This is a genomic window from Amycolatopsis sacchari (assembly GCF_900114035.1).
Taxonomy (GTDB): Bacteria; Actinomycetota; Actinomycetes; order Mycobacteriales; family Pseudonocardiaceae; genus Amycolatopsis_E; species Amycolatopsis_E sacchari.
In genome coordinates, this window is record NZ_FORP01000008.1 from 246,837 (window position 1) to 261,796 (window position 14,960).

17 protein-coding genes are annotated in these 14,960 nt (G+C 70.6%); 9 read left to right on the forward strand and 8 right to left on the reverse strand.

Going from position 1 to position 14,960, the window contains the following annotated elements; all coding sequences use genetic code 11:
- Nucleotides 1-119 precede the first annotated feature (119 nt).
- Genes nth through BMZ92_RS16800 form a run of 4 tightly spaced genes read left to right on the forward strand, consistent with a single transcriptional unit; the run spans nt 120 to nt 3,254 of the window.
- The gene (nth, locus tag BMZ92_RS16785; protein ID WP_091508365.1) at nt 120-803 is read left to right on the forward strand and encodes an endonuclease III; all 684 of its coding nucleotides are present in this window, start codon (nt 120-122) and stop codon (nt 801-803) included.
- On the forward strand, nt 800-1,390 hold the full coding sequence (locus BMZ92_RS16790) for a TlpA family protein disulfide reductase (protein ID WP_091508366.1): 591 nt from the start codon (nt 800-802) through the stop codon (nt 1,388-1,390). Before nth ends, BMZ92_RS16790 begins: the two co-directional genes overlap by 4 nt.
- Complete coding sequence (locus BMZ92_RS16795) at nt 1,387-2,061, forward strand: NUDIX hydrolase (RefSeq protein WP_091508368.1); 675 nt, start codon at nt 1,387-1,389, stop codon at nt 2,059-2,061. Before BMZ92_RS16790 ends, BMZ92_RS16795 begins: the two co-directional genes overlap by 4 nt.
- The gene (locus tag BMZ92_RS16800) at nt 2,058-3,254 is read left to right on the forward strand and encodes a MarP family serine protease (protein ID WP_091508370.1); all 1,197 of its coding nucleotides are present in this window, start codon (nt 2,058-2,060) and stop codon (nt 3,252-3,254) included. Before BMZ92_RS16795 ends, BMZ92_RS16800 begins: the two co-directional genes overlap by 4 nt.
- Here BMZ92_RS16800 and BMZ92_RS16805 read toward each other — a convergent pair.
- Genes BMZ92_RS16805 through nhaA form a run of 3 tightly spaced genes read right to left on the reverse strand, consistent with a single transcriptional unit; the run spans nt 3,216 to nt 5,904 of the window.
- Nucleotides 3,216-4,175: an alpha/beta fold hydrolase gene (locus tag BMZ92_RS16805; RefSeq protein ID WP_091508372.1), complete on the reverse strand. Its 960-nt coding sequence runs from the start codon at nt 4,173-4,175 to the stop codon at nt 3,216-3,218. The genes BMZ92_RS16800 and BMZ92_RS16805 overlap by 39 nt on opposite strands.
- Nucleotides 4,176-4,189: 14 nt before the next feature.
- On the reverse strand, nt 4,190-4,684 hold the full coding sequence (locus BMZ92_RS16810; RefSeq protein ID WP_177228732.1) for a phage holin family protein: 495 nt from the start codon (nt 4,682-4,684) through the stop codon (nt 4,190-4,192).
- 29 nt (nt 4,685-4,713) lie between these two features.
- The gene (nhaA, locus tag BMZ92_RS16815) at nt 4,714-5,904 is read right to left on the reverse strand and encodes a Na+/H+ antiporter NhaA (protein WP_091508373.1); all 1,191 of its coding nucleotides are present in this window, start codon (nt 5,902-5,904) and stop codon (nt 4,714-4,716) included.
- Nucleotides 5,905-6,044: 140 nt separating this feature from the next.
- On the opposite strand from nhaA, the gene BMZ92_RS16820 reads away from it, so the two are divergent.
- Both BMZ92_RS16820 and BMZ92_RS16825 read left to right on the forward strand, forming a co-directional pair.
- Entirely contained in the window at nt 6,045-7,502 is a 1,458-nt protein-coding gene (locus tag BMZ92_RS16820) for a peptide MFS transporter (protein WP_091508375.1), read from the forward strand.
- 39 nt (nt 7,503-7,541) lie between these two features.
- Nucleotides 7,542-8,222, forward strand: a complete 681-nt coding sequence (locus BMZ92_RS16825; RefSeq protein ID WP_091508376.1) for a class I SAM-dependent methyltransferase — start codon at nt 7,542-7,544, stop codon at nt 8,220-8,222.
- A 43-nt stretch (nt 8,223-8,265) separates the two neighbouring features.
- Here BMZ92_RS16825 and BMZ92_RS16830 read toward each other — a convergent pair whose 3' ends face one another.
- Together BMZ92_RS16830 and BMZ92_RS16835 are read right to left on the reverse strand one after the other, a co-directional pair.
- Complete coding sequence (locus BMZ92_RS16830) at nt 8,266-8,994, reverse strand: VIT1/CCC1 transporter family protein (protein WP_091508378.1); 729 nt, start codon at nt 8,992-8,994, stop codon at nt 8,266-8,268.
- Between the two features lie 94 nt (nt 8,995-9,088).
- Nucleotides 9,089-9,775 carry a DUF2848 domain-containing protein gene (locus BMZ92_RS16835; RefSeq protein WP_091508380.1) on the reverse strand — a complete coding sequence of 229 codons (687 nt, stop codon included), beginning with the start codon at nt 9,773-9,775 and terminating at the stop codon, nt 9,089-9,091.
- Nucleotides 9,776-9,887: 112 nt separating this feature from the next.
- On the opposite strand from BMZ92_RS16835, the gene BMZ92_RS16840 reads away from it, so the two are divergent.
- A complete protein-coding gene (locus tag BMZ92_RS16840; protein WP_091508381.1) occupies nt 9,888-11,183 on the forward strand; it encodes an MFS transporter in 1,296 nt (431 codons plus the stop codon).
- On the opposite strand, the gene BMZ92_RS16845 is transcribed toward BMZ92_RS16840, so the two are convergent.
- Both BMZ92_RS16845 and BMZ92_RS16850 read right to left on the reverse strand, forming a co-directional pair.
- Nucleotides 11,165-11,806 (reverse strand): GntR family transcriptional regulator, encoded by a 642-nt coding sequence (locus tag BMZ92_RS16845; protein ID WP_091508383.1) that lies wholly within the window; start codon nt 11,804-11,806, stop codon nt 11,165-11,167. The two genes, BMZ92_RS16840 and BMZ92_RS16845, sit on opposite strands and share 19 nt — an antisense overlap.
- A gap of 262 nt (nt 11,807-12,068) precedes the next feature.
- Nucleotides 12,069-12,503: a DUF6319 family protein gene (locus tag BMZ92_RS16850; protein ID WP_091508385.1), complete on the reverse strand. Its 435-nt coding sequence runs from the start codon at nt 12,501-12,503 to the stop codon at nt 12,069-12,071.
- Between the two features lie 396 nt (nt 12,504-12,899).
- Between BMZ92_RS16850 and BMZ92_RS16855 the strand changes: the two genes are divergently transcribed.
- Nucleotides 12,900-13,697, forward strand: coding sequence for a L,D-transpeptidase (locus tag BMZ92_RS16855; protein WP_091508386.1), 798 nt, complete (start codon nt 12,900-12,902; stop codon nt 13,695-13,697).
- 49 nt (nt 13,698-13,746) lie between these two features.
- Complete coding sequence (locus BMZ92_RS16860; protein ID WP_091508388.1) at nt 13,747-14,532, forward strand: choice-of-anchor P family protein; 786 nt, start codon at nt 13,747-13,749, stop codon at nt 14,530-14,532.
- Between the two features lie 65 nt (nt 14,533-14,597).
- Here the strand turns inward: BMZ92_RS16860 and BMZ92_RS16865 are convergent.
- Nucleotides 14,598-14,960, reverse strand: a 363-nt coding sequence (locus BMZ92_RS16865) for an AMP-binding enzyme (RefSeq protein ID WP_425425816.1), incomplete at its 5' end; no start/stop codon positions are given.

Here is a 14,960-nt window from a genome sequence, read left to right on the forward strand (position 1 = left end):
CCACCGGGAAGCACTCCAGGTGCCTTCCGTAGGCTATCGGGGTGCCACCCGCCGTTCGTTACGTACCCCGGAAGGGTGCCGGGGAGAGCAGGCTCGCTCTCGTGAGACGCGCTCGGCGCATGCTGCGTCGTCTCACCGAGGAATTTCCGGACGCGCACGCGGAACTGGACTTCACCAACCCGCTGGAACTCCTCGTCGCCGTCGTGCTGTCCGCGCAGACCACGGACGTGCGGGTCAACGAGGTCACGCCCGCCGTCTTCGCGCGGTACAAGACCGCGGCCGACTACGCCGCCGCGGACCGCGCCGAGCTCGAAGAACTGCTGCGCCCCACCGGTTTCTTCCGCGCGAAGGCCAATTCGCTGATGGGGCTGGGCGCCGCGCTCGTCGAGCGGTACGGCGGTGAGGTGCCGGACAAGCTCGAAGACCTCGTCACGCTGCCCGGCGTCGGCCGCAAGACCGCGAACGTCGTGCTCGGCAACGCCTTCGACATACCCGGCATCACCGTCGACACCCACTTCGGCAGGCTGGTGCGGCGCTGGGGCTGGACGTCCGAAGAGGACCCGGTGAAGGTCGAGCACGCGGTCGGTGAGCTCATCCCCCGCAAGGAGTGGACGATGCTGTCCCACCGCGTGATCTTCCACGGCCGCCGGGTTTGCCACGCGCGGAAACCGGCGTGCGGTGCGTGTCCCCTCGCGCGCGACTGCCCGTCCTACGGCACCGGGCCCACCGGGTTCGAGGAAGCGGCGAAGCTGGTCAAGGGCCCTGAGCGGGACCACATCCTCGCGATGGTGCGGCCGTCGTGACCAGGGCGACCAAGTGGGCGCTCGTGGTCGGCGTGCTGGTGCTCGGCGTGATCATCGCCGTGCTGCCGCGCACCGATGGCACCCGCAACGCCGCCGGTCCCGACCTGACCGCCGCCCGCGCCGCCGCCGCGCTCCCGCCGTGCCCCGCCGGCAACGGCGAGGTCGCGCAGTTCAAGGGGGTGTCCGCGCAGTGCCTCGGCGACGGCTCGCCGGTCGACGTGGGCAGCGCGCTGGCGGGGAAGACCACGCTCGTCAACGTGTGGGCGACGTGGTGCGTCCCGTGCAAAACCGAACTGCCGGTGCTGGCCGAGTACGCCGCGCAGCCCGGGGCAGCGCAGGTGCTGCTCGTGCAGGCCGCCAGCTCGCAGGCCGACGGCCTCGCGCTGCTCAAGGACCTGAACGTGCACCTGCCCAGCGTCTTCGACGGCGAGGGGACGACCGGGCCCGTCCGCGAGGCGCTGCGCGTGCCGTCGTGGCTGCCCGTGTCCTACCTGGTCACGCCCGACGGGCAGGTGCATTTCATCCGGAACCCACCGACCTTCGGCAACCCTGACGCGGTGCGCCAGGCCGTGGAGAGTCCTTCGTGACCGGTCCGCTCGTCGATGCGGGCTCGGTCCCCGCCTGGCTGCGCCCGCTGGTCGAGATCAGCGGCGAGGTCGACTCGCGCACGTTCACCCGCTTCTCGCCGCCGAACGGCGAGTACACCCGCTCGGCCTCCGTGCTGATCCTCTTCGGCGAAGGCCCCCGCGGCCCCGACGTCCTGCTCCTGCGGCGGGCCGACACGCTCGGTTCCCACGCCGGTCAGGTCGCCTTCCCCGGCGGAGGGGCCGAGGACGGCGAGGACCCGGTCGCCACCGCCCTGCGCGAGGCGGAGGAGGAGACGGGGGTCGACCCCGCCGGCGTCCGGCCCGTCGCCGTGCTGCCCGAGCTGTTCGTCCCGGTTTCGCGCTTCGCCGTGACGCCGGTGCTCGCGCACTGGCAGACCCCCTCGCCGGTGCACGCCGTCGACCCCGGCGAGACGGCCGCGGTGGCCAGGGTCGCGGTGCGCGACCTCGCCGACCCGGCGAACCGCTTCCAGGTCCGGCGGCAGGGTTACGTCGGGCCCGCGTTCGCCGTGGACGGGCTGTTCGTGTGGGGGTTCACGGCGGGTCTGTTGTCGGTACTGCTCTCCCTCGGCGGGTGGGAGCGCGAGTGGAACCGCGGCGACGTCCGCGACCTCGAAGCCGCACTGCGCGAGCACGATTGGGAGACTCGATGAACTGGGTCGACGTCCTGGTGATCGTCCTGGCACTGCTCGCCGCCATCTCCGGCGCGCGCCAGGGCGTCGTGATCGCGCTGCCCGCGCTGGTGGGCGTCATCGGTGGCGCGGTGCTCGGCATCCGCATCGCGCCGCTGGTCGTGCAGCTGTTCGACAACCCGGCGGCGAAGGTCGCGTTCGCGGTGGCGACCGTCGTGTTCCTGGTGGCGCTGGGCGAAACGCTGGGCGTGTGGCTCGGCAGGCGCGTCAAGCACGCCGTGAAGAGCCGGATCAACACCGACAAGCTCAGCGGGATCGACCAGACGCTCGGCGCGATCGTGCAGGCCGTCGTGGTGTTCGTCGTGGCGTGGCTGATCGCGGTGCCGCTCACCGGCGTCGCGGGCCTGCCGGGCCTGGCGAAGGCGATCAACAACTCGGCCGTGCTGGGCGCGGTGGACAAGGCGATGCCGCCCGCGGCCGAGGGGCTGCCCGCCGACCTGCGCAAGCTGCTCGACGTCTCCGGCTTCCCGTCCATTGTGGACCCGTTCCAGAAGACGCAGATCAACGAGGTCGCCCCGCCGGACACGAGCCTGCAGAACAGCACGGTCGCGCAGCAGCTGCGGGGCAGCGTGCTCAAGATCCGCGGCACGGCGTCGTCGTGCTCCCGCGCGCTGGAGGGCAGCGGGTTCGTCGTGGCGCCCCAGCGCGTGATGACCAACGCGCACGTGGTGGCGGGCACGGACGAGACGGCGGTCGAGACCTCGCAGGGCAGGCTGCCCGCCCGGGTGATCTACTTCGATCCCGAGGTCGACGTCGCGGTGCTCGCCGTGCCCCGGCTGCAGGCCCCGCCGCTGCGGATCGCGTCCTCCCGGGGCAAGGCGGGCGACGACGCGATCGTGCTCGGCTACCCGCTGGACGGCCCGTACACGGCGACCGCGGGCCGCATCCGCAACGAGATCACCTTGCAGGGCCCCGACATCTACGACTCGCGCACCGTGCGCCGGGACGTGTTCACCGTGCGCGCGCAGGTGCGCAGCGGCAACTCGGGTGGTCCGCTGGTGAACCCGCAGGGCGAGGTGGTCGGCGTCGTGTTCGGCGCGTCCGTCGAGGACGCCGACACGGGCTTCACCCTGACCGCCCAGCAGGTCGCCCCGGTGATCGAGGCCGCGCCGACGCTAAGCGCGCGCGTCAGCACCGGTTCCTGCGCCGCCTAGAAATTCGAGAAGGACTTTGTCGGTCCGCGCCGGGTCCTCCAGGTGCGGGAAGTGCCCGACGCCGGAAAGCGTCTCGAAGCGCGAGTACGGACCGTGCCACGGCGCCGACTCACGGGCGGTCTCGGGCAGCACGCACGTATCGGCCTCGCCGTGGATCTGCAGCACCGGAGCCGCGACGCGGGTACCGACGGCGTCGGCGAACCGGCGGCCCTCGCCGCGGAACTGGGCCCGGAAGGCCCAGCGGTAGTACTCGAGCGCGCTGTGCGCGACCCCGGGCACGAGCATCGCGTGCCGGAAGCGCCGCGCGGTCTCGGCGAAGTCGTCGGCCCGCGGCCACTCCGGCCCGGACCAGGCGCGCAGGAGGGTCTCGACGAGCGCGGCGTCGTCGGCGACCAGGCGGCGCTCGGGGAGCATCGGCAGCTGGAAGCGGAAGAGGTGGCCCATCGCGCGGGTCTGGCTCCGGCCGCGCCGCAGCGCGGTGCGGCCCACGGCCGAGCGGAACGCCAGCGGGTGCGCGCCCCCCAGGACGCTCACCGAGGCGACGAGCCGGGGGTGCAACGCGGCGGCGGTCCAGGCGAGCATGCCGCCCCACGCGTGCCCGACGAGGTGCGCGCGTCGTTCCCCGAGCGCGCGGACGAGGCCGGCGACGTCCCCGGCGAGGGTCCAGGCGTCGTAACCGCGTGGCGGCTTGTCGGAGTCCCCGTACCCGCGCAGGTCCGCGGCCACGACGCGGAAACCGGCGTCGGACAGCGACACCAGCTGGTGCCGCCAGGCCCACCAGAACTCGGCGAAGCCGTGCAGCAGCAACACCAGCGGGCCCGTGCCCGCCTCGGCGACGTGCAGCCGGATGCCGTTGGCGGACACGTCGCGGTGCGTCCAGGGGCCGTCAACCCGGACGCTGGACGGATCGGGCGGCTGCACGGGGAGGGGGTGGGTCAGCCGCGCTCGGCGACGGCGGCCTCACGCCGGGGCTTGAGCGCCGCGGCGGTGTCCTTGACGCTCGTGATCGTGCGCTCGGGCGCCCTGATCTTCTTCAGCTTGCGCCAGCCCAGCAGCGCGAACAGCACGGTGACCAGGAGCATCAGGCCGAACACGATGAGGAACGCGGCCCAGCGCTTCAGCCACTCGGACAGCAGCTCGCCGAGGAAGAAAAAGAAGAAGAACGAGCTGTAGAGCCCGACCACGCCCGCGATGACGAAGAAGACGCTGCCCTTGATCCCCTTCTTGACCTCGCCCGCGACCTCGGACTTGGCCAGCTCGACCTCGGCGCGCACCAGCGTGGACAGGTGCTGGGTCGCCTGGCTGACGAGGCTGCCGATCGACTGCTCGCCGTCGGCGGTGCCGTCGTCCTTGGACAGGGGGATGTAGGGCACGGCCCCGAGGCCGTCTGGGCCGTTGCGTTCGTGCTCCTGGCTGCTCACGGGGGTCATCGTGCCATGTGCCGCCCCGCCCGGCTCGGTCAGTCCTCCCGCGCGCCGTGCACTTTGTTGCGCCGGAGGAGCACGGCCGCCCCGGCGAGCGAGGCGATCGCGGACGCCAGGAGGACGGCGGTCTTGGCGCGCTCGCTCGCCGCACCGGTCAGCGCCAGCTCCGCGATCAGCAGGCTCACCGTGAACCCGACCCCGCCGAGCAGCGACAACGCGCCGATGTCCCGCCAGCCGGTGCCGCGCGGCCGCTCGGCGAACCCGAGTGAGACGGCGAGCGCGGAGGCCCCGAGGATGCCGACGGCCTTGCCGACGACGAGCCCGAGCAGCACCGCGAGCGGGAGGGCTGTGGTGAACACCTCCGACAGCGAGTTCGCGTCGACCTCGATCCCGGCGGCGAACAATGCGAATACCGGCACCGCGACGGCGGCCGACCACGGCTGCAGCCGGTGCTCCAGGCGGAGCGCGGGCGCCTCGTCCTCGCCGGGGTCCGGGCGGACGCGGGTCAGCAGGCCCAGCACGACGCCGGCGATCGTCGCGTGAATACCGGTTGTATGCACGGCTACCCAGGTGATGACGGCGAGGGGCACGTAAAGCCACGGCGTGCGCACCCGGCGGCGCTGGAGCAGTGCATACAACGCGCATGCAGCCAGTGCGACGGCGGCCGCGACCAGGTTGAAGTGGCTGGTGAACAGCACGGCGATGACGAGGATCGCGCCGAGGTCGTCCACGACGGCCAGCGACAGCAGGAACACCCGTGCGCTGCCCGGGAGGTTCGAACCGGTCAGCGCGAGGACGCCGAGCGCGAACGCGATGTCGGTGGCCACGGGGATCGCCCAGCCGCGGTCGATGCCGGCCGAGCCCCAGGCCACGCCCAGTGCGAGCAACACCGGCACGACCATCCCGCCCAGCGCCGCCACCACCGGCAGCACCGCCTGCTTGAACCGGGACAGCTCCCCGATGACGAGTTCGCGCTTGAGCTCGAGCCCGGCGACGAAGAAGAACAGGGCGAGCAGGCCGTCCTTCGCCCAGTCGCCGACGGACAGGTCGAGGTGCAGGAAATGTGGTCCGATCGTGAAATCCCGCAGTCCGCGATAGGCGTCGCCCCACGGCGAGTTCGCCCAGAGCAGGGCCACCGCGGTGGCGACGAGCAGGATCAGCCCGCCGGTGGTCTCAGTGCGCAGGTAGCGGGCGAATTCTCCGGCGATGGCACGGGGCTTCTGCACGGGCGCTCTTTCGGGGTCGGTTGGACGGAGTCTTGCCGACCAGACTTCCCGGCGCACCTCCACCCACTCTACAGGTAACAGTACGAGCGTCCTAGTATGTGAATTGCCAACGTTGTCAAGTGGATTGGACGGGTCGGCGAATGGCCACCTCCACCGAGGCGAAACGGGACACCAGGTTCTTCGGCCACCCGCTCGGACTGGCGAACCTCTTCGGGGTCGAGGCGTGGGAGCGCTTCTCCTACTACGGGATGCTGGGCATCCTGCCCATCTACCTGTACTACTCCGTCGCCGAGGGCGGGCTGGCGATGGCGGAGACCACCGCCACCAGCATCGTCGGCGCGTACGGCGGGCTGGTGTACCTGTCGACGATCGCGGGGGCCTGGGTCGCCGACCGGCTGCTCGGCGCCGAACGCACGTTGTTCTACAGCGCCGTGCTGATCATGGTCGGGCACATCGCGCTCGCGGTGCTGCCGGGCTACCTCGGCGTGGGTGTCGGGCTCGTGTGCGTGGCGCTCGGCAGTGGCGGGCTCAAGGGCAACGCGACGTCGGTCGTGGGCACGTTGTATACCGAGCACGACGAGCGTCGTGACGGCGGTTTCAGCCTGTTCTACATGGGCATCAACCTCGGCAGCTTCGTCGGGCCGCTGCTCACCGGCCTCGCGCAGAGCAACGTCGGTTTCCACCTCGGGTTCGGGCTGGCCGCGATCGGTATGGCGCTCGGGCTCGTGCAGTACACGCTGGGCCGGCGCAACCTGCCGGACTCGGCGCGCGCCGTGCCCAACCCGCTCCCGCGGAAGAACCGCCCGCATGCGATCGGTGTGCTCGTCCTCGTGGTGGCGGTGATCGTCGTCGCGCTGCTCACCGGCGTCGTCACGGCGGCCAACCTGTCGGACGTCGTGGTGTGGGTCGTCGCCGTCGCGGCGGTGATCTACTTCGCCGTCATCCTGACCAGCCGCAAGATCACGGCGGTCGAGCGCAAGCGGGTGCTGTCGTTCATCCCGATGTTCATCGCGAGCGTCGTGTTCTGGTCGCTCTACCAGCAGCAGTTCACCGTCGTCGAGGTCTACTCGGACAAGCGGCTGGACCGGAACCTGTTCGGCTGGGAGATGCCGGTCTCGTGGGTGCAGTCGATCAACCCGGTCTTCATCATCGTGCTGGCGCCGGTGTTCGCCCTGCTGTGGACGAAGCTGGCGCGGCGCCAGCCGTCGACGCCGATCAAGTTCGCGCTCGGCACCGGGATCATGGGCGTGGCGTTCCTGCTGTTCCTGCCGCTGGCGGGCGGCGGGCCGAACAGCGCGCCGCTCCTCGCGCTCGTCGGCATCCTGCTCGTGTTCACGATCGCCGAGCTGTTGCTCTCGCCGGTCGGGCTCTCGCTGGCGACGAAGCTCGCGCCCGAGGCGTTCCGGACGCAGATGGTCGCGTTGTTCTTCCTGTCGGTGTCGCTCGGCACGGCGCTGTCGGGTTCGCTCGCGCAGTACTACAGCGCCGACGACGAGACCCCGTACTTCGGGATCATCGGCGGGATCGCCGTCGTCGTCGGTGTGCTGCTCGCGCTGATCAGCCCGTTCGTGCGGAAGCTGATGTCGGGCGTGCGCTGATCCGGCGTTCGCGGGGCCGGCGGGTGGCAGGATGCGGCCATGCCGGGCAACCCTGTGGTCGAAGCCGTGCTCGACTCCATCACGGTCCCGCCGGGCGCGTTCGTCGTGGACTTCGCCTGTGGCGCCGGGCAGCTGGGCCTCGCCCTCGCCGCACGCCGCCCGGACGTCTCCGTGCTCGGCGTGGACCACGCGCCCGGCCTCGTCGAACGGGCACGGGCGAACGCTCCTGACAACGCCCGGTTCGAGGTCATGTCGATCGAGGACCTCGCTCTGGAGGACGCCTCCGCCGACGTGGCGGTGTCGCTGTTCGGGGTGCTGCAGGTGGGCGAGCCCGGCAAGACGGTCAGGGAGACCGCCCGCATCCTCAGGCCCGGCGGCGTTCTTGGCCTCGCCGCGTACGTGGACATGCGGGCCAACCCGTTGTGGTCCGCGACAGAGACCGTCCTCGCCCGGCACCTGCCGCCGGACTCCCTGCCGAACCCGGTCGTCCAGCCGTCCCTGGCAGGCCCCGACGCCAGGGAACGGCTGCTGCACGAGGCCGGGTTCACGTCAGTGCGCACCCGGTGGTTCGACTTCCCGCTCCCGCTGCCGTCCTTCGAAGCGGCCTGGGGGCTCGCGGCCAGTCCCGGCATGTTTCCCGTGCTGAACGACAACGCGGAGGTGCGGGAGGAGCTGCGGGAAGCGATCGTCTCCTACGAGGGGCCAGGCGGCGGGAGCTAGGTCTTCCCGGTTTTGTGCCTGCTCCTGTCCGCCACCCGGACCGCTAACTGACCGCCACGTCGAACAACGCCCCGACGTAGTACGTCACCAGCATCGTCAGCAGGCCGACCCCGACGTTGCGCAGCACCGCCCTGCGGGCCCGCGCGTTGCCGAGCCGGGCGCTGACGTAACCGGTGAGGAACAGCCCGGCGACCACGGCGAGGACGCAGGTCCACACGCGCCACGACAACGGCGGCAACGCGATCGCGAGCAGCGGCAGCAGCGCGCCGACGGAGAACGACAGGAACGACGCTCCCGCGGCCTGCCACGGGCTGGTCAGCTCGTCGGGGTCGATGTGGAGCTCGGCCTCGGCGTGCGCCTGCAGAGCGTCCTTTTCGGTCAGCTCCCTGGCCACCTGCGCCGCCAGCTCCGGCGACAGGCCCTTGTCCTCGTAGATCCCGGCGAGTTCGCGTTCCTCGGCTTCCGGCATCGTTTTCAGTTCTTCTTTTTCCAGCTGGAGCATCGCCCGCTCGGTATCGCGCTGGGTGCTCACCGAGACGTATTCCCCGCCCGCCATGGAAAGCGCACCGGCGACGAGCCCGGCAATTCCGGCCATCAACACCGCCGTGTGGTCCGTGGTCGCACCGGCCACCCCGACCACGATCCCGGCCACCGACACGATGCCGTCATTGGCCCCGAGAACGCCCGCACGCAGCCAGTTCAGCCTGCTGCCGAGACTGTCGTGGTGCGGTTCGCGCGAGTGGGTGGACGCGGGGTCCCGTGTTTCCGTCACCGCATTATTGAAACACAGGCACGCTGCTATAGTCCGACTGCCCGGAAAAGGGAATCCTCAGTTAGTTTCGGCTAACCTAAATCCCAATTCCCGGCTATTTCTCGCCGAACTCCGGCAGTCGCCGCACCCGGTAGGACAGCTCGATCGCGCGGCCCGTCGCCGGGTCGCCCAGTTCCACCCGCCACCGGCCGGCGAACTGGTCGACGCCGGGCAGCATCGGGATGGTGCCGGACAGGACCGCGACCCCCGGTTCCCGCAGGCCCCGGTCGGCGAGGAAGTTCAGCCAGTACTCCGGCGGCAGCAGTTCGGCGAGCTTCCCGTCCTGGATGAGGACGTCGTCGTCGACCCACGCCCGCAGGGTGAGCGAGTCGATCCGGTCGGCCACGTCGGTCAGCCGCCAGGCCTGCCGGGCCAGCACGTCGAGCCCGGCGTTCTTGCTCCACGCGACCCCGTGCACCTCCAGCTCGCGGTCGGTGTGGTCGCAGGCGGCGGTGAGTAGCACGTCACCCGGCTCGGGACCCGTGATGACGAGCGCCCATTCGGCCTCGCCGGAGGTGCGGCCGTGCTGCACCGGCACCTCGTCGGTCTGCTGGGCCAGGTAGGGCGCGATCGCGTAGAGCGCGGGTGTGCTCGCCGGCGCCGGCACGCCGAGTTCGGCCAGCTCCGCCACGTGTGCGGCCACGTCCTCCTGGTTGCGGCCCGCGTATCCGCCGTTGAGCAACGTGTGCACATGGATGCCCTCGGTGGTGCCGTCAGGTAGCTCGAAGCGCAGTTCGGTCATGGCCCTCTCCGTTCCGGTAACGCAGTTCTTACCCGCCAGGGCTTGCGCATGCAGGTTGTATACAACGAGTATTACCGCAACCGAGTCAACCCCGGAACCCAGGATGTGAGCAATGACCTCTGCCCCACCTGCGGTGGACGCGGCGTCGCTGCGCCGCGCCTTCGTCGCGAGCCTGTCCGGTACCTCGCTGGAGTGGTACGACTTCGCGGCCTACTCCGTGGCCGCCGCGACGGTGTTCGGGCACCAGTTCTTCCCCGCGGGCGACCCGCTCGTCGGCACGATGGCCGCATTCTCGACGTATGCGGTCGGCTATCTGTCCCGCCCGCTCGGCGGCTTCGTCTTCGGGCGGCTCGGTGACGTGCTCGGCCGGAAGCGCGTCCTCGTGTCGACCCTGCTGCTGACCGGTGTCGCGACGTTCCTCATCGGGGTGCTGCCGACGTACCAGAACGTCGGGGCGCTCGCGGCCGTCCTGCTCGTGCTGCTGCGTTTCGCGCAGGGTGTGGGCATCGGCGGGGAGTGGGGTGGTGCGGTGCTGCTCTCCAGCGAGTTCGGTGACCCGGCGAAACGCGGTTTCTGGTCCTCCGCGGCCCAGGTCGGACCGCCGGCGGGCAACCTGCTCGCCAACGGTGTGCTCGCCCTGCTGTCCGCGGTGCTGACCGAAGCGCAGTTCGAATCGTGGGGGTGGCGGGTCGCGTTCCTGCTCTCCGGTGCACTGGTCGCATTCGGGTTGTGGATCCGGATGAAGCTCGAGGAGACCCCGGTCTTCCGGCGCATCGCCGAAAGCGGTGAGCGGCCACGCGCGCCGATCTCCGAGGTCTTCAAGTACGAGCGGCGCGGTCTGCTGGCCGCGATCTTCGTCCGCGTGTGCCCTGACGTGTTATACGCGTTGTTCACAGTGTTCGTACTGACGTACATGACGCAGGAACTGCACATGTCGCGAGGTCAGGGCCTCACCGCGGTGATGATCGGCTCGGCGGGTCAGCTCGTGCTGATGCCCGCGTTCGGCGCCCTGTCCGACCGCGTCGACCGGCGGCGGCTCTACCTCGTCGCGACGGTTGCCGCCGCTGCGTGGCCGTTCGTGTTCTTCCCGCTGGTGTCCACGCGGTCGTTCCCCGCGGTGCTGCTGGGTGTGGTGGTGGCGCTGGTGATCCACGCCGCGTTGTACGGGCCGCAGGCGGCGCTGGTGACGGAGCAGTTCTCGGAACGCCTGCGGTACACGGGCAGCTCACTGGCGTACACCCTGGCGGGCATCATCGGTGGTGCGCTGGCCCCACTGCTGTTCACGAGCCTGCTGGCCGGGTTCGGCACGTGGCTCGCGCTCGCGCTGTACGTGCTCGTCGCGGGCGTGGTGAGCGTGATCGGCGTCGTGCTCGCCCGGGAGGCGCGGCCTCAGGTGGCCGTGAGCTGAAGCTCCAGCGTCTTCTGGTGGTGGTAGTCGATCGCCACCAGTGCCGAGTCGAGGTCGTAGCCGGCGAGCGCCCGCACGATCGCGTCGTGCTCGCTGAGCACCTTGTGCTGGCGGTCGGCTGAGCGGGACAGCGCGATGAGCCCCGCGCGGATCTGGCGGGCCCGCAGGTTCGCGTACGCCTTGGACAGCATCGCGTTGCCCGCCGCGTCGACCATGAGGCTGTGGAAGTGGTGGTCGAGCGTGATGAACTCGTGGTCCGCCGTGGTGGCGCGCTGCTGCTTGATGACCTCGCGCATCTCGTCCACGGGCGCGGGGCGGCGGAACGTGATGATCTTGTGTGCGGCGAACCGCTCCATCATGCCGCGCAACTCGAACAGCTCGCGGAGGTCACGGCCGCTCAGCGGGGCCACGTAAGCTCCGCGGTTGGGCACGAGCTGGACGAGGTCCTCGGCGGCGAGCTGCAACAGCGCCTCACGGACCGGCGTGCGCGAGACGCCGACCTGCTCGGCGACGTCCTGTTCGCTGATGAAGGCGCCCTCCATCGCGGGGTCGGTCAGCACGGTGCGCCTCAGGAACTCGTAGGCCTTGTCGCGGCCTGACGTCCCTCTCGCGGTCGCCTGCATACCGGATCCCCCTCCATACACGTTGTATACGGATCGTACGGCACGTATGGACCGGCAGAGACGAGAACGCCGGGGCGGATGCCTGATCGAGTGGACATCCGCCCCGGCGAGTCGGGGGTGGTGCGGTCAGGGCGAGCGCCGGGCGTCAGACGCCTCCGCACTCGCCGGATCCTGCCGGGTGACCGCCGCTGTGTCGAGTCCGGCACCGGCGGCCAGGTAGCCGCTCGCCGTGGTTCGGCGAGCAGCTACCGCGGCAGGGGTGTCAGGCGTCGAGCTCGGCGAGAGCCTGCTTCGCCTGCTCCAGCTCCGCCTCCAGCTGCGCGACCTTGGCACGCTGCTGTTCGCGGGCCTCGTTGATCACCTCGTCGATCGGCGTCGACAGGTCCTCGTGCAGCTCCTTGGCCGCGCGCGACACGGCCGCGGCCGAAATGGCCAGCCCGCGGGCGACCCAGGTGCTGCCGTGCTTGAGTTCCGCCTGCCAGTCGCCGTCCGCGGTGCCGGTGACGGTGAGCGTCAGCTCGACCGTGCGGGTCTTGCGGGCGGCTGCGCCCTTCGGGCGGCCACGCTTGGGCTTCTCCTCCTCGGCGGGAGCCGGGGCGGCGGGCTCGGCGGCCTTCTCCGCGGCAGGGGCGGACGTCTTGACGCTCTCCTCGTCGATCGCCTGCTCCTGCGGGGCGGTCGTGGTGTCCAAGCTCATGCGGGTGAGGTCTCCCTCTTCGTGGGGTACGACGGCCGAAGTCTAGAACACGTGTTCGACAAAGGGAACAGCGGGTTCCGTCCGCCGATTGTGCCCACCGACCCTCGTGGCACCCACCTCGGGCCACCCCCACGTCCCCCATCCGGGGGCTGACCGGAGACTTCGACGTTACAGATTTTTACCCGATCGGGTGTATCCGGACTTTTTCGCCGAACTCGGGAAATGCGACGTTTCCGCAGGTCAGGAGATTCCACATGAAACACCCGATAGTTGATCACCGGATCGGGCGGCTGATAACACTTCCGTTGCAAGACGCACTGGCGGTGCGCCGCGTCCCCCGGGGGAGACGCCGCCCGCGGAATTCCTGTGCGCAGTCGTCGTCCCGAGGATTGGTAGATGCAGAGAAGTGCGGTTTCGCGCGCCCGGAAAACGTTCGCCGTCGCTGGGGTCGCAGTGCTGGCCCTGCTGGCCGGCGCGTGTTCCGGGAACGACTCCACCCAGGTCGCGCCGGTCGCGGTGACCCAGGAGGACCTGACCCAGCTGCCGGAGGCGAACACCTTCGGCACCGTCACCGGCGCGCCCACCGACCCCCAGGCCGCCGCGGGTGCGGCCGCCGGCAAGGTGCTGCACCCGAAGAGCGATCTCGTGGTCTACGCGGGCGTCGGCGGCAAGCCGATCGCGAAGCTGCCCAGCATCCAGATGGGCTCGCCGACGTGGGTACCCGTGGTCGCCGAGCAGGGTGAGTGGGCCGAGGTGCTGCTGCCGACCCGCCCCAACGCCTCCGCCGGCTGGGTGCACGTGCCGGAGGGTGCCGCCGAAACCGCGCAGAACGACTACGCCGTCCAGGTCGATCGCGCCTCGTTCCGCCTGCAGATCCTGGAGAACGGCAAGACCACCGGCTCGTGGACGATCGGCACGGGCAAGCCGGAACACCCGACGCCCGCCGGCCGCGCGTACATCATCGCCTCGATCGAGGAGACGAAGAACACCTACAGCCCCATCGTGCTGCCGCTCTCCTACCACTCGGATTCCCTCGAAACGTTCGGCGGTGGCCCGGGCACCGTCGGCCTGCACACGTGGCCCAACGACAGTTTCGTCGGCAAGGCGAACAGCGACGGCTGCATCCGTGTGCCGCAGGACGCGCTCGAACAGCTCGTCAAACTGCCGCTCGGCACGATCGTGAACATCACGTAGCGCCGCGCGCTCCCCGGAAACCACTCCCCACAGAAAGGTGACCCAACACTTGTCCAGGAAGAAGGCCGTTGCCGGGGGCATCGGCGCGCTGTCGGCCCTGCTCGTCGCGGGGACCGTGCTCGCTCCCGCCGCCGGTGCGACGACGCGGACCACGGACGGCGTGAACTCCGCCTTCGCCATCTCGGCGACCGGCCTGCTCACGATCAAGCCCACCCCGTCGGTCAACGACGAGGACGGCTTCTCGCAGGAGTCCGTCGCGCGGCTGCGCCTGCCGGCGTCGCTCGTGGACCTGCGGGCGCTCAACGCGCAGGCCGGCGCGGGCACCGCGAAGGCCAGCATCCTCGACGTCAGCGTCGGGCTCGGTGTCGGCAAGCCGCTGCTGAGCGCGTCGGCGATCGAGGCCGAGTGCGAGAACGGCAAGGCCACCTCGTCGCTGGCGAAGGCGAAGATCGGCGACATCAACCTCGGTGTCGCGGTGCCGCCGAACACCGCGATCAAGGTCCCCGGCCTGCTGTCGGTCGAGGTCAACAAGCAGGTCACGCACAAGGACGGTTCGGTCACGGTGACCGCCCTGTCGATCAACGTCGACGGCGTCCAGAAGATCGAGCTGGCCTCCGCCACCTGCTACCCGGGTGACGACGACAACGGCGGCGGGGACGGCGACACCCCCACCACCAAGCCCACCGAGACCACGTCCAAGACGACGAAGCCGTCGTCCAAGCCGAGCGCTTCGCCGTCCAACGGCGGCTCCGCGCCGGCGGGTGACAAGCCGACCGCCAACGGCAAGGCGCCGACGCCGACCCCGGTCAAGGCACACCTCGACGTGACGGGCTGAGCGGTCCGAGGAAACAGCGAGGCCCCCTTCCCCGCGCGGGGAAGGGGGCCTTCGTCGTGCCGGGGTCAGTCCTCGCTCTTGCCGGACTTCAGCCCGGCGGAGATGAGGTCCATGACCGAGCTGTCGGCCAGCGTGGTGACGTCGCCGATCTGGCGGTTTTCGGCGACGTCGCGCAGCAGGCGGCGCATGATCTTGCCGGAGCGGGTCTTGGGCAGCTCGGGCACGACCATGATCTGCCGCGGTTTGGCGATCGGTCCGATCTCCTTCGCGACGTGGTTGCGCAGTTCCTGCACGGCTTCCTCGCCGCCGTCGACCGCGTTGCCGCGCAGGATCACGAACGCGACGATGCCCTGCCCGGTGGTGGGGTCGGTCGCGCCGACCACGGCGGCCTCGGCGACGGTCGGGTGCGAGACCAGCGCCGACTCGAC